Source organism: Duganella hordei, from assembly GCF_040369125.1.
GTDB classification, from domain to species: domain Bacteria; phylum Pseudomonadota; class Gammaproteobacteria; order Burkholderiales; family Burkholderiaceae_D; genus Rugamonas; species Rugamonas hordei.
Map to the genome: position 1 here is coordinate 442,148 of NZ_BPWI01000001.1, position 20,824 is coordinate 462,971.

Consider the following 20,824-nt stretch of genomic DNA (forward strand, 5'->3'; position numbering starts at 1 on the left):
CGAGACATGAAATTACTGCGATACGGCCCCAAGGGCCAGGAAAAACCCGGCCTGATCGACGCCGAGGGCGTGCTGCGCGACCTGTCGGCCGTGCTGCCGGACCTGCGCGCGGCCGACCTGGGACCGGCCTCGCTGGCGCGGCTGGCGGCGCTGGATCCGGCCCGGCTGCCGGCGGTGCCCGAGCCGGTGCGCATGGCGCCGCCGTGGGCGGGCGTCGGCAAGTTCATTTGCGTCGGCCTCAATTATTCCGACCACGCGGCCGAATCGGGCATGGCGGTGCCGGCCGAGCCGGTACTGTTCATGAAGGCCACCAGCTGCGTGATCGGTTGTAACGATCCGGTGGTGCTGCCGCGCGAATCGGTCAAAAGCGATTGGGAGGTGGAACTGGGTGTCGTCATCGGCAGCACCGCGCGCTACGTCACCGAGGAAGAGGCGCTGCGGCACGTGGCCGGCTATTGCGTGGTGAACGACCTGTCCGAGCGCGAGTACCAGCTCGAGCGCGGCGGCCAGTGGGACAAGGGCAAGGGTTGCGACACCTTCGGCCCCATCGGCCCGTGGCTGGTGACGGCGGACGAGGTGCCGGACCCGCAAAACCTCGACATGTGGCTGGAGGTGAACGGCCGCCGCTTCCAGAGCGGCAGCACGCGCACCATGGTGTTCGGCGTGGCCCACCTGGTCAGCTACATCAGCCGCTTCATGACGCTGAACCCCGGCGACATCATCAGCACCGGCACCCCGCCCGGCGTGGGCCTGGGGCAGAAGCCCGATCCGGTCTACCTGCGCCCGGGCGACACCATGCGCCTGGGGATCGGCGGCCTGGGCGAGCAGCGCCAGACCGTGCACGCGTGGAATCCGGAACTGATCGACGGCTGACCGTGGAAGCGCTCATGCCCGCGATTTTGCCCGAGGCGCCGTTGCGCGAGGAGCAGGCCTTGCTGTCGGTGCGCGGCGTCACCAAGCGCTTTCCCGGCGTGGTGGCGCTCGACGACGTGCATTTCGACGCGTTCAAGGGCGAGGTGCACGCGCTGTGCGGCGAGAACGGCGCCGGCAAGTCGACGCTGATGAAGATCCTCAGCGGCGTCTACCAGCCCGACGCCGGCCAGATCGTGCACCGCGGCGCGGCCTGCCGCTTCAGCTCCACCGTGGCGGCGCAGGCGGCCGGCATCGCCATCATCCACCAGGAGCTGAACCTGGTGCCGCACCTGTCGGTGGCCGAGAACATCTTCCTCGCGCGCGAGCCGCGCAAGGGCTGGCTGGTGGACCAGCGCCGCATGCGCGCCGACACCGCCCGCCTGATCGAGCGGCTCAAGCTGGACGTGGCGCCGCAGGCGCTGGTGGGCACGCTGTCGGTGGCGCAGCGCCAGATGGTGGAAATCGCCAAGGCGTTGTCGCTCGACGCCGAAGTGCTGATCATGGACGAGCCCACGTCCTCGCTGACCGAGAGCGAGACGGGACGCCTGTTCGAGATCATCCATGAACTCAAGCGCGATGGCGTGGCCATCGTCTACATTTCGCACCGGCTCGACGAGTTCCAGCACATCGTCGACCGGGTCACCATCATGCGCGACGGCCGCTATATCTCGACCGCGCTGTGGCGCGACACGTCGGTCGAGCGCATCGTGGCCGGCATGGTGGGGAGGGCGCTGGACGACACCTTCCCGCCGGCCACCCGCGCGCCGCAAACGGACTGCCTGCTGCGCGTGCGAGGCCTGCAGCGCAAGGGCGTGTTCGGCCCGCTGGACTTCGAGCTGCGGCGCGGCGAAATCCTCGGCTTCGCCGGCCTGATGGGAGCCGGCCGCACCGAGACGGCGCGCGCGCTGTTCGGCGCCGATCCGCTCGACGGCGGCACCATCGAACTGGGCGGACGCGCGATCACGGTGCGCTCGCCGGCGGAGGCGATCGGCCACGGCATCGCCTACCTGTCGGAAGACCGCAAGGGCGAGGGGCTGGCGATCCGCATGTCGGTGGCCGCCAACCTGACGCTGGCCAATATGGCGGCGGTGGCCACGCGCGCGGGCCTGATCGATTTTCCGGCCGAGCAGGCGGCGGCCGCGCGCTACATCGAGGCGCTCGGCATCAAGACGCCGTCGCCGGCGCAGCTGGCCCAGTGCCTGTCCGGCGGCAACCAGCAAAAGATCGCCATCGGCAAATGGCTGTTCCGCCAGTCGCAGATCATCATCTTCGACGAGCCCACGCGCGGCATCGACGTCGGCGCCAAGCTGGCGATCTACCGCCTGCTCGACCAGCTGGCGGCCGACGGCATCGGGGTGGTGCTGATCAGCTCCGAGCTGCCGGAGATCATGGGCATGACGGACCGGGTGGTGGTGTTCCATGAAGGCCGGATCACCGGCGTCGTCGACACCCGCGACACGACACAAGAAGAGATCATGCATCTCGCCTCGCTCAGCAAGAAGCGCACATCAGAATCAGAAACGGGACAATAGAGACATGAATGACAGGCAGAAGGATTTGATACAGAAGTTCGCGGCGCTGGCCAGCCTGGCGGCGCTGGCCTTGGTGTTCGCGCTCACCAGCGACGCCTTCCTCACGGTCGGCAACGGCATGAGCGTGGCGCTGCAGGTGACCTCGATCGCCTACCTCGGCGTGGCGGCCACCTTCGTCATCATCACCGGCGGCATCGACCTCAGTTCGGGCTCGGTGCTGGCGCTGTCGGGCGTGGTGGCGGCGTTGCTGGCGCAGGGCGGCATGCCGACCAGCGTCGCCATGCTGGCGGGAGTCGCCGTCGGCGGCGCCTGCGGGCTGGCCAACGGCCTGGCGGTCACCCGCCTCAAGCTGCCGCCCTTCATCGCCACGCTGGGCATGATGCTGATCGCGCGCGGCGTGGCGCTGCAGATCACCGGCGCGCGCGCCATTTCCGGCCTGGGCGAGGCCTTCGGCGCGCTGGGCAACGGCTCCCTGGGACGCATCGAGCGCGACACCGGCGGGCCGTTTCCGGACGTGGTGTTCCCCGGCGTGCCGTATCCGGTGGTGCTGATGATCGTCATCGCGGTCGCCGCCGCGCTGGTGCTGCGGCGCACCGTGTTCGGCCGCCACCTGTACGCGGTCGGCTCCAACTCGGAGGCGGCGCGCTTGTCGGGGGTGCAGGTCGACCGTGTGGCGCTGGCGGCCTATGTGCTGTCGGGCGTGTTGTCAGGGCTGGCCGGCTGCGTGCTGATGTCGCGCCTGGTCACCGGCCAGCCCAACGAGGGCGTGATGTACGAGCTGGACGCGATCGCCAGCGCCGTGATCGGCGGCACCTCGCTGAGCGGCGGCATCGGCGGCATCGGCGGCACCATGATCGGCGCCTTCGTGATCGGCATCCTGCGCAACGGCTTGAACATGAACGGGGTATCGAGCTTCATCCAGCAGATCATCATCGGACTGGTGATCCTGCTGACGGTATGGATCGACCAGAGACGCAACCGGCGCTGAAGCGCCGCAACGTGATTAAAAAAACAGAGAGTGAGGAGAGCATGAACCGAATAGCGAAGATCGCGCCGTTGGCATTGGCGCTGGCCCTGGCGTTGACGGGGCAAACGGCGCGCGCGGCCGACAAGGAAATCGCGATGATCGTCAAGAGCAGCAACTCGAACTTCTGGCAAGTGGTGCGCAAGGGCGGGCAGGCCGGCGTGCAGCAGGCGCCGGGCTACACGCTGAGCTTCCAGGGGCCGGCCTCGGAGTCGGCCATCGCCGACCAGGTCAGCATGGTGGAGAACGCGGTCAACCGCAAGGTGGCCGGCATCGTGCTGGCGCCGTCGGATCCGGACGCGCTGGTGCCGGCGATCCGCAAGGCGTGGGAGGCGCGGATACCGGTGGTGATCATCGATTCGCCGGTGTCGGCTTCCGGCGCCAAGTACTACCAGTCCAGCGTCACCACCGACAACGAGGCGGCCGGCGCGGCCAGCGCCAGGGCGCTGATCGGCAAGATCGGCACCACCGGCAAGATCGCCATCATGTCCTATGTGGCCGGCAGCGGTTCGGAAGTGGGGCGGGTCGGCGGCTTCCGCAAGTACATCGAGCAGAATTCGCAGCTGAAGATCGTCGGCACCTATTATTCGCAATCGCTGATGGCCACCGCGCTGAACCAGACCATCGACGTGCTGGCCTCGCACCCCGACCTGAAGGGGATCTTCGGCGCCAACGAGCCGACCGCGGTCGGCATGGGACGCGCGCTGGCGCAGTCGGGCAAGGCCGCCAAGGTGGTGGGGGTCGGCTTCGACGGCAACCAGGACCTGCGCGACTTCGTCAAGGGCGGCACGCTGTACGCCACCACGGTGCAGGACACCTATGCCATGGGCACGCTCGGCGTGTCGACCGTGGTCAAGGTGATCGAAGGGAAGAAGGTGCCGCCGCAGGTCACCACCGGCGTGGTGCTGGTCACCAAGGCCAATGTCGACCTGCCGGAAGCGGCCAAGGTCTTGTACTGAACCGGGAGCGGAAGACAGCATCCAGGGGCAGCTTCGGCTGCCCCTTTTTTTTTGCGATGTATGAAAACCGCCAGCCTGTTGGGCAATATATATCAACAGCCGTTTCACCTGTGCCATGCGCCGATGGGCGGTGATAGCATCCGCTCCAAGAACAAAAATATGACAGCGCCGTGACCAGCGACGTGACAAACAATATGACAAATAACGAGACAAGCAACATGAAAAAATACATCAAAGAGGGACATTCCATGAGGCGGCAGACTATGAGCTTGCAGCTGCCTGCGCTGGCGCTTTCCTGCGCCGCGCTGCTGACCGCCTGCGGCGGCGGCGGTGGCGGTGCATCGGGAAGCCGCGCCCAGTCGGTCGATTTTCCTTACCCGGGCGCGCGCTACCTGGCGATGGCGCCCGCGCCGCTGGTCGCGACGACGTCCTCCGGACTGCCCGTCACCTTCGCCTCGAACACGCCGGCCAACTGCACCGTCACCGACGGCAAGCTGGTGCCGGTGGCGGTGGGGGAATGCTCGGTCACGGCCAGCCAGGCCGGTGACGGCACCTACGCGCCGGCCAGAGCGCAACAGCTGTTCAAGGTCCTGAAGCACCTGCAGACCATCACCTTCGCGTCGCCCGGCTTCCAGCCGCTGGCCTCGACCCCGGCCCCGCTGGTCGCCTCGTCCGACTCGGGCCTGCCGGTCAGCCTGACCTCCCTCACGCCGGCCGTCTGCACCGTCAGCGGCACCAGGCTGACCCTTGTGTCCAAGGGCGAGTGCGACATCGGCGCGTCGCAGGCCGGCGACGGCACCTATGACGTGGCGAAACCGGTGGTGGTCGCGTTCGACGTGGGCGACGCTCCGCCGCCTGTGCTGCCGGCCCTGTCCGGCTTCGCCTCGCTGTCCGCGACCACGGACGGCGGCGTCTTCGATACCTTCGCCGGCAGCAGCATCGACGGCTGGTGGTGCAGCGACGCCAACTGGTGCGGCGCCAGCCTCAGCGCCGACGGCGGCAGCGTCAGCTACCACTACCTGGTCCAGACCGGCGATCCCAAGCATCCCTATGGCGGTGGCGGTATCGGCGCCTACTTCGGCCTCGAATTCCTGACCCCTGGCGTGGGCAGCATCAGCTCGACCGGCGACACCACCGGCGGCGTGCAGGTCGGCAAGCAGAAGGTGCTCAAGCTCAATGTGGGACAAAACAGCGAATGGTTCGGCAGCGGCGCCAACAACGTCAAGGTCACGCTGGTCCTCGGCCACTTCGCCAGGAAGGCGTCCAACAACAACAGCGCCTGCAACGTGGCGCTGAACACGACGTTCGCGCCGAAGAGCGCCGCGGTCACCGCGTACGAGGTGCAACTGGCCAGCTTCACGGGCATCGGCGAGAGCTGCGACCTGACGGTGGACCCGGCCACCGAGCTGAGCAAATACCCGATCGTGAAGATCAAGATCGAGGCCGCGTCGACCAACGTCACGGTGCTGAGCAAGTCGGCCTCCAGCCCGACCTATCCGACCGAGCTGACCCTGACCGCGCCCGTCACGGTGCAATAAGCCGGCGCGCCGGAGCGGCTAGCCATTGTTCCCACCCCGTCGGTCGACGGGGAGGGCCATCGAGATACCTATTAGAAGAAGAGAGCAAGAAATGAGGAGTCCATTCAAGAAAACCGCGCTGGCCATGGCTGTGGCGCAGGCGGTGATGATCTGCGGCGGCGCGGCGGCCCAGAGCACGGACAACGGCGTCATCGGCGCCGAACAAGGCGCCGACAAGGGCCCGACGGTTATCGTCAGCGGCCAGCGCGCATCGCTGCAGTCGGCGCAAAAGCTCAAGCAGAACGCCGACGAGATCATCGACGGCGTGGTTGCCGAGGAAGCCGGCAAGCTGCCCGACAGGTCGATCACCGAGGTGCTGCAGCGCGTGGTGGGCGTGACCATCGACCGCAACCGCTCGCGCGGCGATCCCGAGCACTTCTCGGTGGAGGGCTCCGGCATCTCGGTGCGCGGCCTGACTTGGGGCTCGTCCACGCTGAACGGGCGCGAGTCGTTCTCGGCCGGCTGGCCGGGCCGCGAGCTGAGCTGGGGCGACGTGCCGGCCGAGCTGATGTCGGCGGTGATCGTGCACAAGAATCCGCCGGCCGACCTGATCGAGGGCGGCGTCAGCGGCCAGGTGGACCTGCGCACCGCGCTGCCGTTCGACTACAAGGGCGACAAGTTCTCGTTCACGGTCAACGGCAACTACAACGCGCTGGGCAGCAAGAAGTCGCCCGGCGTGTCCGGCCTGGTCTCCAAGCGCTGGGAAAACTCGTTCGGGCAATGGGGCGCCTTGCTCGACCTGTCCGCCAACGAGACCAACTCCCACAATGACACGGTGCAGCTGGACGCCTACTTCCCGCGCACCGACATCGTCAACGGCCAGACCGTGTGGGCGCCCAAGTCCGCCTCGTGGCGCACCAACACCAGCAAGACCGACCGCGCCGGCGTGTACGGCGCGCTGCAGTGGAAAAAGAACGGCATGCAGTCGGCCCTGACCTATTTCCACTCGGCCTACAAGGAAGGCGACAGCGAGAACGCCACCTTCACCGGCGTCGAGAACTCGTACAAGTCGCTGATCCTCAATCCCGTGTTCGACAGCCATGGCGTGCTGCAGTCGGGCACCTACACCTACCCGGTGGGCGGCCTGGGCGCGAACAACTTCGCCGCCGGCGGCCTGGGCTTCCAGGCCGACACCGGCTTCAGCGAGCGCCGTTCGCAGACGCGGGAGATCGCCTGGAACTTCAAGTGGGCCGTCAGCGACAGCTGGACGGTGCAGAACGACGTGCAGTGGGTGCACGCCAGGGACAGCAGCCTGGGCAACGTGGTCACGCTGGGCACCTTCGTGCCGAGCGTGGGCCTGAACCTGTCCAGCAATCCGGTCCAGATCAACTTCGACAGCAAGGCGCGCGACTTCCTGGCCAATCCGGCCAACTACTACATGAATTTCATGATGCCGTCGCTGAGCAAGGCGGACGGCGACCTGTACGCCTGGAAGACCGACGCCCGCTACGTGTTCGACCATCCGGTGCTGCGCGACCTGCGCTTCGGCCTGCGGTTGACCGAGCGCCGGGCCAACCACGTCGACGGCGGCGGCTCGGGCTGGACCAGCCTGGCCGAGCCGTGGAACGTCAAGCAGACGTCGGTGCCGGGCCAGCTGCCCAACGCCACCGACCAGCAGGGCTGGCAGTCGCGCGGGACGTTCGGTTACTTCAGCGATCCGCGCTACGCCAGCCTGGTGCCGACCATGGCCTATAATTTCCCGAACTTCTTCAACGGCAAGGTCGCCGCGCCGCCGGCCATGGTGGTGCCGACCATGGCGTTCATCCAGAGCAATCCCGCCTCCTTCGCGCAGCTGACGCAAATCCTCAAGCTGCAATGCCAGGACGGCAACCAGCTGTTCGGCAACAACAACGACTGCTCGACGGCGGGCAGCAGCTGGAAGCCGCTGAGCTTTGACGGCGATCCGGCCAAGGTCGGCCGCCAGAGCGAGAAGACCCAGGCCGCGTTCGTGTCGACCAGCTTCGGCTTCGACAACCTGCGCGTCCCGGTCGAGGGCAATGTCGGCGTGCGCGTGGTGCACACCGAATCGACGGCCCACGGCTACACCGTGTTCCTGCCGACCTACGGCAGCACCACGCCGCCGGAGGTGCCGCAGTTCGGCCCGATCAACGAGCCGCTGGAGGCCACCCACCAATACGTCAACGTGCTGCCCAGCCTGAACCTGAAGGCCAGCCTGTCGGACAAGCTGCAGGCCCGCTTCGCGTTCGCGCAGTCGATGTACCGTCCCGGCTTCGGCGAGCTGAGCGAGTACATCACGCTGAACCAGAACATCGACAACACCGGTCCCGGCGGCAGCGTGCGCAACATCACCTACACCGGCACCGACCGTGGCAATGCCAACCTCAAGCCGACCCGCGCCAACAGCTACGACCTGACGCTCGAGTGGTATCCGAGCAGCGGCTCGTCGCTGACGGCGGCCGTGTTCCGCAAGGACGTGCGCGACATCATCCTGTATGGCGCCTACACGCGCAGCTACAAGGACCTGGCCGGCAATTCGCAAAGCTTCCTGATCACGGCGCCGGACAATTCCGCCAAGGGTTCGGTGACGGGCCTGGAGCTGGCCGGCCAGACCTACCTCGACCATGTGCCGGTCTTGGACCGCTTGCTGCCCGACTGGGCCAAGGGCTTCGGCATCGCGGCCAACTATACCTACATCGACAGCAAGCAGACGCTGTACCACCCGTTCGACCTGAAGTACTGTCCGGCCGCGGGATCTTTCAACAACAGCTCCCTGAGCCTGTATGGTTGCGACACCAACGGACTGCCGTTCAGCTCGCTTCCGCTGATGTACTTGTCCAAGAACGCCTACAACCTGACGTTCATGTACGACAAGGGACCGTTGTCGGCGCGGCTGGCCTACAGCTGGCGCGGACGCTTCCTGCAGGGCGTGACCGTGAACGGCACCCAGGGTACGGACGGCACCAGCGCCGATCCGGCCCGCAATGGCGCGCAGGACGTGGGCTGGGGCTTGCCGACCTGGCAGGAGGCGACCGGCCAGCTGGACTTCGGCATCGACTACCGTTTCAGCGAGCACCTGTCCGGCAACTTCTCGGCCTCCAACCTGACCGACATCGTCGTCAGGCAGACGCAGCAGCAGCACATCGGCAACATGGGGCGCGCCTGGTTCGAGCCTGGACGCAGCTATCGCATGACGCTGAGGTATTCCTACTGACGCGAGCAACTTGAGAGTTTTGTCTCCCTACCTTACCGGTAGTTATGGGGCGGCTTCGGCCGCCCCTTTTTTCATCTGAGCGCCCCGTCCTGGTGTGAGCAGCATCTGTCAATCGGACTCGCAACGGACGGAGGTCGCGTGACAATTTGTGAACATTTATTAAAGAGAAAAAAGATATAGTCGTAGTAACCGATGCTGCAGTGACGCCTAATTAACCAACAATTAGATCCGGAAAATATATGGGATTCGTTACCTGCAGCGCGACTCATCGCTTTGCTCGCCGAGGAAATGTGCATCTTCAGCGAGATATCGACGCTGCGTGCCCTGAATGCCACAAGCACGACACCCTGCGATGGCTTGATTTGTTTAACGATGAATTCGTCGCGACCACCACGTGTACCGATGATTTATTTGAAGAAGGCGGTCAGCTGAATCATCTTTATCGTGCTGTGGTGCGTACCTCCGCCCATGAAGCGGGGGCACTCCAATGGGAATTTGAACGCCGTGTCAACGTGCCCAGTCGGCAAGGCATGGTGTTGAGCTATCTGGCGCAAGCGCTGCGCAACGACGGAATGGAGGCCGCGCAGGACGATTACGAACACCTGGGCGTCAGACCTGAGGCGGTGGTCGTAGTGACTTTGGCGATTCAGGACGGGCAGCCGCTGTTTTTCATCGGGGTCAACGGGCACGACAATACATACCAAGCTGCCGAGAGCTTTTGTAATGCGATGCCGGCCGACATTTGCGACGTACCTTGCATCCATGTTTTCGAGCGCGATCCACATGCGAACGTCGGAGTGCGGCTTGGTTATGATGTCTCCGGCTGGAGTTGGCACGGCGAACAAAAGGTGCTGCGGACGATCAAGGAAGATCATGGCTTAATGGCGAGGCTGTCGACAACTTGCATTGGAATTGCCCATCGCAGCGGTCCATGCACACCGCACACTGCGGGGCATGGCTCTCAAGGCTGCTTTAGCTATCTGGATCGCAAGTATGGAAAAGACGAAAAAAGATTTCAAATGGTTGGTCATCATGCGACCGCGACTTGCACGGTAGCGGCGTATTGGTACGCATTACCGGATCAGGCAAATAATGTGTCGTATCGCAGAATGCAAGAGATCGTTGCCCAGCAGCTGAGGGATCGGGAGGGGGCGGTGCGGCAGATTCAACATCAACCCCAGCTCAGGGCGGTAAGCGGCATTATTGGCAGCTATCTGTGAGCCCCGTACGACTAAGTAAAGTAGTTTGGGTGACGCCTTGAAACACAAAACGCCCGATGAAATTCATCGGGCGTTGCTCAGAAGGTGCAGCCTGTCTTGCTTGAACTAACCGTGCTTACCACCAGCTGCTGTAGATACTGGCCAGCAGCACGCAGATGACCACCGAGCCGAAGGCAAACGCGCCGTCGACGCGGAACAGCGTGCGGTCGATCTGCAGATGACGGGGCGCCGTGCCTGCCGCGGGCTGCGCCAGTTTGCTGATCACGACCATGCCGGCCACCACCACCCAGAACACGATGAACATGCGGTCCAGGAAGGGAATCTCGTAGACGCCGGCGGCATTGGCCTTGGAGAAGCCGATCGGCGCCAGGAAGGACAGGTCCATCATCGTCGGCAGGAACTTCAGGACGATGGAGCCGGCCAGCCCGCCGAAGGTGGCGAACATCGCCGCGCCGGAGGTGGTGCGCTTCCAGAAGAAGCCCAGCAGGAACATGGCCAGGATGCCAGGCGAGACGAAGCCGGTGTATTCCTGGATATACTGGAAGCCGCCTTTCTTGTCGATGCCGAGCAGCGGTGCGATCAGCACGGCCAGGGCCATCGCCACCACCACGCTGACGCGGCCCACCCACACCATGCGCTGCTCGCTGGCGGTCTTGTTGAACAGCTTGGTGTAGATGTCGAGCGTGAAGATGGTGGCGATACTGTTGGCCTTGCCGGCCAGCGAAGCCACCACGGCGGCGGTCAGCGCGGCAAAGGCGATGCCCTTCAGTCCGGACGGCAGCAGGCCCAGCAGGATAGGGTAGGCGCGGTCGGGATTCACTTCGCCGCCCACGTGCATGGCGTCGCCCAGCGCGCCGGACTTGTCCAGCGCATAGGCTGCGATGCCTGGCAACACCACGATGACCGGCATCAGCAGCTTGAGGAAGGCGGCAAACAGCAGGCCCTTGCGCGCGGTCGGCAGGTCGGCGCCCAGCGCGCGCTGGGTGATGTACTGGTTGCAGCCCCAGTAGTTCAGGTTGACGATCCACATGCCGCCCAGCAGCACGGACAGGCCCGGCAAGTCCATGTAGTTCGGATTGTCGCGCGTCAGCACCATGTCGAAGTGGTCGCGGGTATGGGCATACAGTTCCGAGAAGCCGGCCAGCGCGCCGTGCTTGTTGCCCAGCGCGGCGACCAGGTCGAGCGCCAGCCAGGTGGTGACCAGGCCGCCGACCACCAGGCAGGTGACCTGCACCACGTCGGTATAGCCGATCACCTTCATGCCGCCCAGCGTGATCACCGCAGCGAACACGGCCAGGAACAGCATGCAGGGCAGCAGGGCGATGCCGGACAGGCTGCTGATCGCCAGCGCGCCCAGGTACAGGATCGAGGTCAGGTTGACCACCACGTACAGGCCCAGCCAGAACAGCGCCATGGTGGTGGCCACGCCCTTGCCGTAGCGCTGTTCGAGGAACTGCGGCATCGTGTAGATGCGGTTTTTCAGGTAGACCGGCATGAAGAACACGGCCACGATCACCAGCGTGGCGGCGGCCATCAGCTCATACACGGCGATGGCCATGCCGATGCGGTAGCCCGAGCCGCTCATGCCGATGAACTGCTCGGCGGAGATGTTGGAGGCGATCAGCGAGGCGCCGATGGCCCACCAGGTCAGCGAGCCCTCGGCCAGGAAGTAGTCGTGCGAGGCCTTGCCGGAGCCGGCCTGCTTGCGGCGGTAGACCCAGATGCCGTAGCCGGCCACCAGGACGAAATAAAACAGGAAGACGATGATGTCGATGGTTGAAAAAGTACTCATGAAGTGCTCACAATGAAAAAGTTGTCTCTGAAGTTGTTGTTGGAATCGGTACGCGTTATCGGCTGGCATCCTCTTCGATGATCGCCACATCCCACGGGCCAAGGGTCAGCGTATCGTCGGGCGCCACGCGGCGGGAGCCGAGCAGGTCGACGCCGGCCTTGTGGCGGTAGTTGAAGCTGACCGCCGTGCCGGAATAGTTGAAATAGTAGCGGATGGTGCGGCCGAAACTGTTGACGCCGGAGCGCGTGGATACCTGCTGCGGCAATTGCTGGTCCGGTCCGGTCAGGCCCTGTTCCTGCAGCAGCGATTGCAGCACGGCTTTCTGCAATTTGTCGGACAAATAAGTGCCCTCATAAAACACCTTGCCGGCGCCGTACTGATTCGAGGTGATCGCCGGCCACTGGCCGAAGAACGGATGGTCGTAATAGGCGAGGGCCTTGGCGCTGTCCAATTGCAGGAACTCGGCCCAGTGCTGCACCTTGTTGTCCGCGCCGGCGTGGTAAGGGTCGTCCTTCAATGCCAGCGGCTGGGCCAGGTTGGAAAACTCCTGGTAGTGGAAGCCCAGCGCTTCGCGCAGCGGCCCCGGCGCCATGGTCCAGCGCACGGCGGCGTTCTCGTTGGTGAAGCCGCTCTTGAAGGTCATCACCACATGGCCGCCCTTGCGGATATAGTCGGCGATGCGCAGCAGCAGCGCGTCGTCGGCCACATACAGCGACGGCACGATCAGCAGTTTGTAGGAGGAGAAATCCTGCGTTTCCGGGAACACGAAATCGGTGCCGATATTCATCTCGTACAGCGAGCGGTGGATCTGGCGCACCAGCGAGCCGTAGTCGGCCTTGGTGCCGCCGCCGCCCCACTGCGACTCCTTGGCGAAGGGCATGTCGTTGAGCGCGTTCAGCGAGTCGCGGCTCCACAGGATCGCGACGTCGCTGTGCAGCTTCAGGTTGACCAGGCGCGGGCCGATCTTCTGCAACTCGCGCCCGGTGCGGCTCATTTCGGCATACGCGCGGTTCGGCTCCATATCGTGCGACAGCACGCCTTTCCAGTAGGTTTCCTGGTTGGCGTGGATAGACGACCAGTGCCAGTACTCGACCATGTTGGCGCCGTTGGCGAGGTGGGTGTAGACGTCTTCGCGGAACTGCCCGTCGTACGGCGGGTACTGGAAGGACGAGGACCAGTCCGTGGTCTGGGCGTTGGTCTCGGTCACCAGGAAATTGCCGCGCTTGAGCGAGCGGGTGAAGTCGGCGTCCAGCTTTTGCCCGGCGCCGTTGTACCACTCGCGCTGGCCCCAGTGATAGATGTTGACGGCCGGCATGTCGAGCGCGCGCGCCACGGCCGCCTCGTTGACGTCGGCGTGCATGGAGCCGGCGAAATCATGGGTGACGAACTGGCGCGGCGACGCGCATTCGCGTATCAGTCCGGCCTGCCAGGTGAGGAAGTCGGTCACGCGCATCTGGCCCCAGCGCGACCATTCCAGCTTGTAGCCGGTGCTCTGGGCGCCGTCGGGACGGGGCAGGTCGGTCCAGCTGTGCAGATCCTGGCCCCAATAGTTCAGGAACCAGGCCTTGCTGAGGTTTTCCGGGGTGCCGAATTTCTTTTCCAGATAGTGCTGGAAGCGGATGAACACGTCGTCGTTGGCGGCGCCGTAACTGCCGGTTTCATTGTCGACCTGCCAGCCGATCACATTCGGGTTGTCCTTGTAGCGCGCGGCGATACGGCGGATCAGCCGCTCGGCGTAGTAGCGGTAGGCCGGCGCGTCGGTGTTCATGTTCTGCCGCATGCCGTAGGTGTTCTGCACGCCGTTGAATTTGCGGGCCAGGATTTCCGGATGCTGCCTGGCCATCCAGGCGGGGACCGAATAGGTCGGGGTGCCCATGATGACCTTGATCCCGGCCTTGCCCATGGCGTCGACGACGCGGTCCATCCACGCATACTCGAAGCGGCCGTCTTCCGGCTCCCACAAGCTCCACGTCGATTCCCCCAGGCGGACCACATTGAATCCGGCCTCCTTCATCATCCGCACGTCCTTGTCCAGCCGGTCGTAGGGCATGTATTCGTGATAGTAGGCGGCGCCGTACAAGATGGTCGGGAATGCCGGCGGCGCGGCCGGCTGCGGCTGAGCGCCGGCCGGCACGCACGCCGCGGCGGCGATGACGCCCGACAAGGCATATGAAAGTAGTCGTCCTCTAAACATTCGAGACCATCCTGGGGAGTTTTATTGGTTTGATGACAGGTGGGCCATTGTGCGGACTTGCCCGGCAGGCTGGCAATTATGAAATTCGCCGAGGCGATTAACAATTTGTCCCAACTCTCCCACCGGCATGGCGCGCTTACGCAATTTGATGTGTGTGGTTGATATTTTTAACAATTGCGCCGCGCCGGCGCTGCTTCCAAAATACATCCCGGGCAATCAATCTGTTTCCGTTGCCCGTCGTGTTATCTGTACTTTCCAACTGCCTCTCCGGTAGCTTTGGGCGGCTGCGGCCGCCCTTTTTTTGCCGCAGCACACTGTTGTAATGGGAACATCGAGCGGGTAGAATCGCCCGCATGCATGAATTCTATAAAAAAGCATTCCGCGGGTGCTTTTGCCTTCTCGCTGCAAGCCTGGCCCTTGCTTACATCTGTCTTAGACAAAGCTATTTACAAGTCTCGCTTTTCCCGGTGCAGGACAGTCCTCTGCCTTGGCAAGCCCAGTCCAGCTGGAATGTCGGCGCGACCTTCCACATCCACGAAGCTCAGCAGCGGCTGCGCTACGACTTCAACCTGTCCAAGACCGTCGAGCATCCCTTTGTTGCAGCGGAATTATCTTTCCTTGATCGAAAGGGCAAGCCTGTCCATGTGGATTTGTCGCGCTACAGCTCCATCGCGCTGCGGGTTAAGTGTGCGCCGGCCAATACCTTGTCGCTCAGCCTGATCACCTTCGAGGGGGTATCCAAGAGTGCCGACTACCTGAATTACCGGGCGCTTTCGACGTATTTTTCCTGTCATGAACAGGAATCCCGCGTCGAGATCGACCTGACGCGCCTCGAAACTCCCCAGTGGTGGTTCCAGATGGTGAACCTGGACTTGTCGCGGCATGCCTATAAACTCGACAAGGTGCCGAAAATCACCATCGGCAGCTCGTTACAGAGTCCCATCGGCGTGCTGTCGAACGTCGAAGTCAGCGAGCTGGAACTGGAAGGCCGCGACCGCCGTTATCTGCTGCTGCTGGGCGTACTGTTGAGCGTCGCATGGGGAGGTTTTGGCCTGTGGTTTTTCCGGCAACACACGCGCGCCCTGATCGATGATGTAAAAGGCAAGCTGCAGAAGGACTTGCCTTTCGTAGCGTATAAGCAACTATCTCTGGAGCCGCATCGCGACAAGGAAAAGACGGCGATCCTGCAGTTGATTGCAAACAAGTATGCCGACGCGGAGCTGGACCTGGAAAGCGTGGTGGAGCAGACCGGGGTCAATCGCAACAAGGTCAACGATGTGCTGAAATCCGAGCTGGGCTTTACTTTTAGTGGTTATTTGAACAAGTTGCGCCTGACCGAAGCGGCCAGGTTGCTGGCCGAAAAGGACGCGGCGACGGTGGCGGAGATCGCTTACTCGGTCGGCTACGGCAATGTGTCGTACTTCAACAAGCTTTTCAAGGAAGAGTACGGCTGTACGCCCAAGGCGTTCCGCAGCGCGTGCAAGCCGTGATGTCGTTTTATGATTAACACTAACGACAGAATTAATAACACACCCCTCGTTTTGGTAGTAATTCCCTCCTGAGCGTTACCCCGATAGTACGGACGCATCTAAGCTGCAAGGCAGTTGAGGTGTCCGTCCAGGGTTGACGAATGAATAATTTCAAATCCCGCATTGCCCTTCCTTTCTACGCGATCCTGGCGGCCGCTATCGACGACATGCACGGCAAGCCGCAACGACGGTAACGCCGCAGGCAGTGACGGCGGCCCCCGCAAGAGGTGTGCCGCCGATGTTTTTCATTATAAAAAAGACAAGGACGGAGACTATGACGACGAAAACACATCGGATCGCGTTGCTGTTCAACGCAAACAAGACCTTCGACCGCGAGGTCATTTCAGGCATTGCCGCCTATCTGGGACGCCGGCGCTCGACCTGGGAATTGTTCCTGGAGGAGGATTTCCGCACGCGCCTGGACGGCATCGAACATTGGCAGGGAGACGGCGTCATCGCCGACATGGACGACCCGGCGGTGGTGGCGGCCTTGTCGCGCTGCACCGTTCCGGTGGTGGGGGTGGGCGGCTCGTATGCCAGCCTGGACCACTATCCGCCCGGCGTACCCTATGTGGCGACGGATAATTTCAATCTTGTCAAGGTGGCGCACGACCACCTGATCGACGTCGGCCTGCATCGCTTCGCGATGTTCAGCCTGCCCAAGTCCGAGCAGCATCGCTGGGCGCAGGAGCGGGAGGATGCCTTCAGCAGCCTGATGCAGCACGACAATATGGAGGCGGAGATCTTCCGTGGTCATGAAACCAGTGCGCTGTCGTGGGACGAGGCGGTCCGGAGTCAGATCGCCTGGCTGCACAGCCTGCCCAAGCCGATAGGCATCATCGCCGTCACGGATGCGCGCGCGCGGCTGCTGCTGCAAGCCTGCACCATCGCCGGCATCGAGGTGCCGGAACAGGTGGCGCTGGTCGGCATCGACAACGATCCGCTGGTGCGCATGCTGACCCGCATACCGCTCAGTTCCGTCATCCAGGGCACCCAGGAGATGGGCCGGGCCGCCGCCCATCTGCTGGACCAGATGCTGCACGGCGTACGCCCGGACAACACCCCGGTGCTGGTGCCGCCGGCCGGCATCAAGGTGTGCGCGTCCAGCCTGCACCCGCTGGTCAAGCATCCGCACGTGATGCGGGCCTGCCACTATATCCGCCAGTACGCCTGCCAGGGCATCAAGACTCACCAGGTGGCCGAATACGTGGGCGTTTCCCGCTCGTCGCTCGAAGCCTACTTCCGCCGCGAACTGGGATGCAGCGTGCACGACGTCATCCTGCGCTACAAGCTGGATGCGGCCAAGGCCGGCCTGCAAAGCGAACGCAGCATTGGCGACGTGGCGCTCGCCTGCGGCTTCACCTCCACCCAGTATCTGCACCTGGTGTTCAAGCGCGAACTTGGTTGCACGCCGCGCGCCTACCGCGACCAGGTGTTCGGAGCGTTGCCGGCCGACGTCCGCGACGCCGACCATCAGACGGCATAGATCGCGCCTCGAGCGCCTGATCAGCCGCTACCGTTCTCCTTGCTGCCTGGTTCGGCAGACTTTTGGGGGCAGCTTCTGCTGCCCCCTTTTTTCCGGTTTTTATAAAAATCACCAAGCGGCTGAACGATATCGTACAACTGGCCCGCGCCCCATTTTGCTTGCGGATTCAAGGTGTTAGCATCCCAGCCACAACCGGAAAGAACAAGGAGATTGTAACAATGCAGCATTTCCAGCACACCTGCCTGGCGGCTTTCGCGTCGCTCTATCTTGCGCTGCCGGCCGCCCACGCAGCCGATGCCGCCAAGCCGGCGCCGCGCGATGTGGTCGTCGATGCGGCGCAGGCAAGCAAGCCGCTCGATCGTTTCTTCGACCTGTCGGTCGGCTCGGACTATCCGGGCACGCTGCTGCGCGACGACAGCATGGCGCAACTGCGGACCACGGTCGACGAGCTGGGCTTCCGCTATCTGCGCTTCCACGCCATCTTCCACGACGTGCTGGGCACCGTGCGCGTCGAGAACGGCAAGACCGTCTACGACTGGACCAAGATCGACCAGTTGTACGACCGTATGCTGGCGCGCAACATCAAACCCTTCGTCGAGCTGGGCTTCACGCCCAAGGCCATGGCGACCTCGGACAACCAGATCTTCTATTGGCAAGGCAACACCTCGCATCCGAAGCCCGATGCCTGGAAGGACTTGATCGCGGCGTTCGTGCAGCACATCGAGGCGCGCTATGGCCAGGCCGAGGTGCGCAGCTGGTTCTTCGAGGTGTGGAACGAGCCCAACCTGGACGGCTTCTGGGAGCGCGCCGACCAGAAAGCCTATTTCGAACTGTACGACCTGACCGCCAACACGATCAAGGCGATCGATCCGGCCTTGCGCGTGGGCGGACCGTCGACCGCCGGCGCCGCCTGGGTGCCGGAATTCCTCGACCATGTGGCGCGCAGCGGCGCCGCCGTCGATTTCGTCACCACCCACACCTACGGCGTCGACGGCGGCTTCCTCGATGAAAAGGGCGAGGGCGACACCAAGCTGTCGCCATCGCCGGACGCCATCATCGGCGACGTGCGCCGCGTGCGCGAGCAGATCGCCGCCTCGAAGTTTCCGACGCTGCCGATGTATTTCACCGAGTGGAGCACCAGCTACACGCCGCGCGACCTGGTGCACGATTCCTACATCAGCTCGCCGTACATCCTCAGCAAGCTGAAGGGCACCAAGGGCCTGGTGCAGGGCATGAGCTACTGGACCTACACCGACCTGTTCGAAGAACCGGGACCGCCGTCCAAGCCGTTCGAAGGCGGCTTCGGCCTGATGAATCCGCAGGGCATCCGCAAGCCGGCCTACTTCGCCTATAAATACCTGCATGCCTTGCGCGGCAATGAGATTCCCGTGCAGGACGCGCAGGTGATGGCTACGTCCGATGGCAACACGGTGGCTGCGCTGGTGTGGGACTTCCAGCAGCCGGAGCAGAAGGTCAGCAACCGGCCGTTCTACAGCCGCGTCGTGCCGTCGTCGCCGTCGGCGCCGGTCGCGATGCGGGTCAGCCATGTCAAGCCGGGCAAGTACCGGCTGCAGGTGCGCCGCAGCGGCTTCCGCGCCAACGACGCGTACTCGGCCTATATCGAGATGGGCGCGCCGAAGACGCTGACGCCGGCCCAGGTCGACCAGTTGCACGCGCTGACCAAGGATGCGCCGGAGACCGACCGCGTGGTCCGGATCGGCAAGGACGGCGCTTTCGCTCTCACCGTGCCGATGCGCAGCAACGACATCGCGCTGGTGACCTTGACGCGCGCCGACTGAGCTCCGCACTCGCCACATCGCGACCCAGGCACGGGGTTATAATGAGTTTCCTCGCGCCAAAACATGGAGTCGCCCTTGTTACGCTTGTCTATCAGCTTGCGCCAGCTCGGCGTGCTGCTGCCGGCCCTGCTGTGCGGCGGCGCGGGCATGGCCGCGACGGAAGTGCGTACCGCCGCGCAGGTGGGCACCGAGCCGAAATTCCAGGCCGACGAACGCAGCGGGACGGTCGTCGGTATCTGCATCGACATCATGAATGCGGTCGAACGCGTGGACCCCAGCCTGAGGTTCAGCGGCCATCAAGCCTGGCAGCCGCTGGCGCGCATCTATTCCGCCATCGACCACGGCACGCAGGACGCCTCCTGCGGCCTGTCCCACTCCCCTGAGCGCGACAAGAAATACGTGTTCGTCGGTCCGCCGCTGTTTACCATCCGCTATCACCTGATCGCTCGCGTCGACGATCCGGTCTCGATCGCCAGTTGGGACGATGTGCGCAAGCTGGAACCGGACGGCGTGGTGCTGGCCAATCGCGGCTTCGCCGGCGTGACGGTGCTGGAAAAGGCGGGCGTGCGCCTGATCGATGCCAGCGCGGCCAATCCGCAGCTGAACGTGCAAAAACTGCTGGCCCGCCGAGGCCGGCTGTTTTTCCACCGCAGCCCGGGCCTGCAGGCGACGCTGAACCGCACCGGCTACGGCGCCAGGGTGCGCATACTGCCGATGGAAATGGCCAGCAGCCCGCTGTATTTCGTGGTCGGCAGACACCTGGACCCCGGCGTCGTCGAGCGCCTGCGCGCCGCCCTGCAGGCGTTGGAAAAAAGCGGCGAGCTGGAACGTATCGCCCGCAACTGGGAATAAGCGGGGAATAAAGCGGCTTACCGGGCCGGCGCCGGCAGATACTTCAACGTGATTTTGTCGCGCGCGGCGCTCGAGCCGACCTCGGCCAGCGCGGACTTGATGGCGGCCACCAGTTTGGGATCGGATCCGGGACTGATCGCGTAGTAGCTGGTCACCTCGCTCAACCTGGTCGCCTTCACCAGGTTCAGGCGCATGTCGAATTTGGCCCTGGCCGCGTCCACCCGCGTGTCGGTGCTGACGATGTAGTCCAGGTGGTGTGCCTCCAGCTTGCGCAGATTGCCTTCGGTGGAATTCGCCACGTCGATAATGGCATCGCGAATGCCGGCGTTGCGCAGTTCCATGATAGCTGAGCTGCCGTTGATCACGCCTATGCGCTTGGTCTTCAGCTGGGACAGGGAGCTGATCACGGGCGAGTCGCGCCTGCCGTAGACCCACATGGTTTCGGTGGCGATGGGGCTCAGCCAGATGAAATTCTTCTCCCGGTCCGCCCGCCGGACTATCGAGAAGATCAAGGTATTGGGCGTGGTCGTCGTGAGCGCGTAGGCTCTGGCCCATGGAACGATCTGGATGTCGCAACTGATCTTTGCGCGCGTGCAGGCGGCCCGCAAGATATCCGTGGCGATGCCGGTCACTTCGCCGTTTTTCAGGTAGTGGTAGGGCGGCGATTCTTCCGCGTAGGCGGTCAATTCGGCCGAGCCTGCAACTAGCGGCCACAGGACTATGCCCAGGCTGCAAACTGGTCCGAAAATTCGGCGGACGCTGGAATCCAGGGACAT

The 20,824-nt window shown here is 63.9% G+C and carries 14 protein-coding genes; 11 read left to right on the top strand and 3 right to left on the bottom strand.

Annotated features, from left to right (window positions below):
• Positions 1 to 6 precede the first annotated feature (6 nt).
• The 7 genes from ABWW33_RS01905 (at position 7) to ABWW33_RS01935 (ending at position 10,396) form a co-directional block, all read left to right on the top strand.
• Entirely contained in the window at positions 7 to 873 is an 867-nt protein-coding gene (locus tag ABWW33_RS01905; protein ID WP_176650530.1) for a fumarylacetoacetate hydrolase family protein, read from the top strand.
• A gap of 14 nt (positions 874 to 887) precedes the next feature.
• Positions 888 to 2,444 (top strand): sugar ABC transporter ATP-binding protein, encoded by a 1,557-nt coding sequence (locus ABWW33_RS01910; RefSeq protein WP_353398254.1) that lies wholly within the window; start codon positions 888 to 890, stop codon positions 2,442 to 2,444.
• Positions 2,445 to 2,448: 4 nt separating this feature from the next.
• On the top strand, positions 2,449 to 3,432 hold the full coding sequence (locus tag ABWW33_RS01915) for an ABC transporter permease (RefSeq protein ID WP_176650532.1): 984 nt from the start codon (positions 2,449 to 2,451) through the stop codon (positions 3,430 to 3,432).
• Positions 3,433 to 3,482: 50 nt separating this feature from the next.
• On the top strand, positions 3,483 to 4,427 hold the full coding sequence (locus tag ABWW33_RS01920; RefSeq protein ID WP_353399216.1) for an ABC transporter substrate-binding protein: 945 nt from the start codon (positions 3,483 to 3,485) through the stop codon (positions 4,425 to 4,427).
• A 263-nt stretch (positions 4,428 to 4,690) separates the two neighbouring features.
• Entirely contained in the window at positions 4,691 to 5,965 is a 1,275-nt protein-coding gene (locus ABWW33_RS01925; protein WP_353398258.1) for a hypothetical protein, read from the top strand.
• 91 nt (positions 5,966 to 6,056) lie between these two features.
• Positions 6,057 to 9,176, top strand: a complete 3,120-nt coding sequence (locus ABWW33_RS01930; protein WP_353398261.1) for a TonB-dependent receptor — start codon at positions 6,057 to 6,059, stop codon at positions 9,174 to 9,176.
• A gap of 239 nt (positions 9,177 to 9,415) precedes the next feature.
• Positions 9,416 to 10,396, top strand: a complete 981-nt coding sequence (locus tag ABWW33_RS01935) for a hypothetical protein (RefSeq protein ID WP_353398264.1) — start codon at positions 9,416 to 9,418, stop codon at positions 10,394 to 10,396.
• 115 nt (positions 10,397 to 10,511) lie between these two features.
• On the opposite strand, the gene ABWW33_RS01940 is transcribed toward ABWW33_RS01935, so the two are convergent.
• Both ABWW33_RS01940 and ABWW33_RS01945 read right to left on the bottom strand, forming a co-directional pair.
• Positions 10,512 to 12,188 carry a sodium:solute symporter family transporter gene (locus ABWW33_RS01940; protein WP_176650538.1) on the bottom strand — a complete coding sequence of 559 codons (1,677 nt, stop codon included), beginning with the start codon at positions 12,186 to 12,188 and terminating at the stop codon, positions 10,512 to 10,514.
• 55 nt (positions 12,189 to 12,243) lie between these two features.
• A complete protein-coding gene (locus ABWW33_RS01945) occupies positions 12,244 to 14,382 on the bottom strand; it encodes a beta-galactosidase (protein WP_353398267.1) in 2,139 nt (712 codons plus the stop codon).
• A gap of 353 nt (positions 14,383 to 14,735) precedes the next feature.
• On the opposite strand from ABWW33_RS01945, the gene ABWW33_RS01950 reads away from it, so the two are divergent.
• The 4 genes from ABWW33_RS01950 to ABWW33_RS01965 all read left to right on the top strand — a co-directional run bounded on the left by ABWW33_RS01950 (position 14,736) and on the right by ABWW33_RS01965 (position 20,048).
• Positions 14,736 to 15,872, top strand: a complete 1,137-nt coding sequence (locus ABWW33_RS01950; RefSeq protein WP_353398269.1) for a helix-turn-helix domain-containing protein — start codon at positions 14,736 to 14,738, stop codon at positions 15,870 to 15,872.
• A gap of 313 nt (positions 15,873 to 16,185) precedes the next feature.
• Positions 16,186 to 17,397: a XylR family transcriptional regulator gene (locus ABWW33_RS01955; RefSeq protein ID WP_353398272.1), complete on the top strand. Its 1,212-nt coding sequence runs from the start codon at positions 16,186 to 16,188 to the stop codon at positions 17,395 to 17,397.
• A 218-nt stretch (positions 17,398 to 17,615) separates the two neighbouring features.
• Positions 17,616 to 19,196 carry a GH39 family glycosyl hydrolase gene (locus ABWW33_RS01960; RefSeq protein ID WP_353398275.1) on the top strand — a complete coding sequence of 527 codons (1,581 nt, stop codon included), beginning with the start codon at positions 17,616 to 17,618 and terminating at the stop codon, positions 19,194 to 19,196.
• Positions 19,197 to 19,271: 75 nt separating this feature from the next.
• Entirely contained in the window at positions 19,272 to 20,048 is a 777-nt protein-coding gene (locus ABWW33_RS01965; protein WP_353398277.1) for a substrate-binding periplasmic protein, read from the top strand.
• A gap of 17 nt (positions 20,049 to 20,065) precedes the next feature.
• On the opposite strand, the gene ABWW33_RS01970 is transcribed toward ABWW33_RS01965, so the two are convergent.
• Positions 20,066 to 20,824, bottom strand: a complete 759-nt coding sequence (locus ABWW33_RS01970; RefSeq protein ID WP_353398279.1) for a substrate-binding periplasmic protein — start codon at positions 20,822 to 20,824, stop codon at positions 20,066 to 20,068.

Bases quoted from the DNA above. Each gene is read 5' to 3' on its own strand.
- ABWW33_RS01905 (WP_176650530.1), top strand. From the start codon at position 7: ATGAAATTACTGCGATACGGCCCCAAGGGCCAGGAAAAACCCGGCCTG.
- ABWW33_RS01910 (WP_353398254.1), top strand. From the start codon at position 888: ATGCCCGCGATTTTGCCCGAGGCGCCGTTGCGCGAGGAGCAGGCCTTG.
- ABWW33_RS01915 (WP_176650532.1), top strand. From the start codon at position 2,449: ATGAATGACAGGCAGAAGGATTTGATACAGAAGTTCGCGGCGCTGGCC.
- ABWW33_RS01925 (WP_353398258.1), top strand. From the start codon at position 4,691: ATGAGCTTGCAGCTGCCTGCGCTGGCGCTTTCCTGCGCCGCGCTGCTG.
- ABWW33_RS01930 (WP_353398261.1), top strand. From the start codon at position 6,057: ATGAGGAGTCCATTCAAGAAAACCGCGCTGGCCATGGCTGTGGCGCAG.
- ABWW33_RS01935 (WP_353398264.1), top strand. From the start codon at position 9,416: ATGGGATTCGTTACCTGCAGCGCGACTCATCGCTTTGCTCGCCGAGGA.
- ABWW33_RS01940 (WP_176650538.1), bottom strand. From the start codon at position 12,188: ATGAGTACTTTTTCAACCATCGACATCATCGTCTTCCTGTTTTATTTC.
- ABWW33_RS01945 (WP_353398267.1), bottom strand. From the start codon at position 14,382: ATGTTTAGAGGACGACTACTTTCATATGCCTTGTCGGGCGTCATCGCC.
- ABWW33_RS01950 (WP_353398269.1), top strand. From the start codon at position 14,736: ATGCATGAATTCTATAAAAAAGCATTCCGCGGGTGCTTTTGCCTTCTC.
- ABWW33_RS01955 (WP_353398272.1), top strand. From the start codon at position 16,186: ATGACGACGAAAACACATCGGATCGCGTTGCTGTTCAACGCAAACAAG.
- ABWW33_RS01960 (WP_353398275.1), top strand. From the start codon at position 17,616: ATGCAGCATTTCCAGCACACCTGCCTGGCGGCTTTCGCGTCGCTCTAT.
- ABWW33_RS01970 (WP_353398279.1), bottom strand. From the start codon at position 20,824: ATGTCCCTGGATTCCAGCGTCCGCCGAATTTTCGGACCAGTTTGCAGC.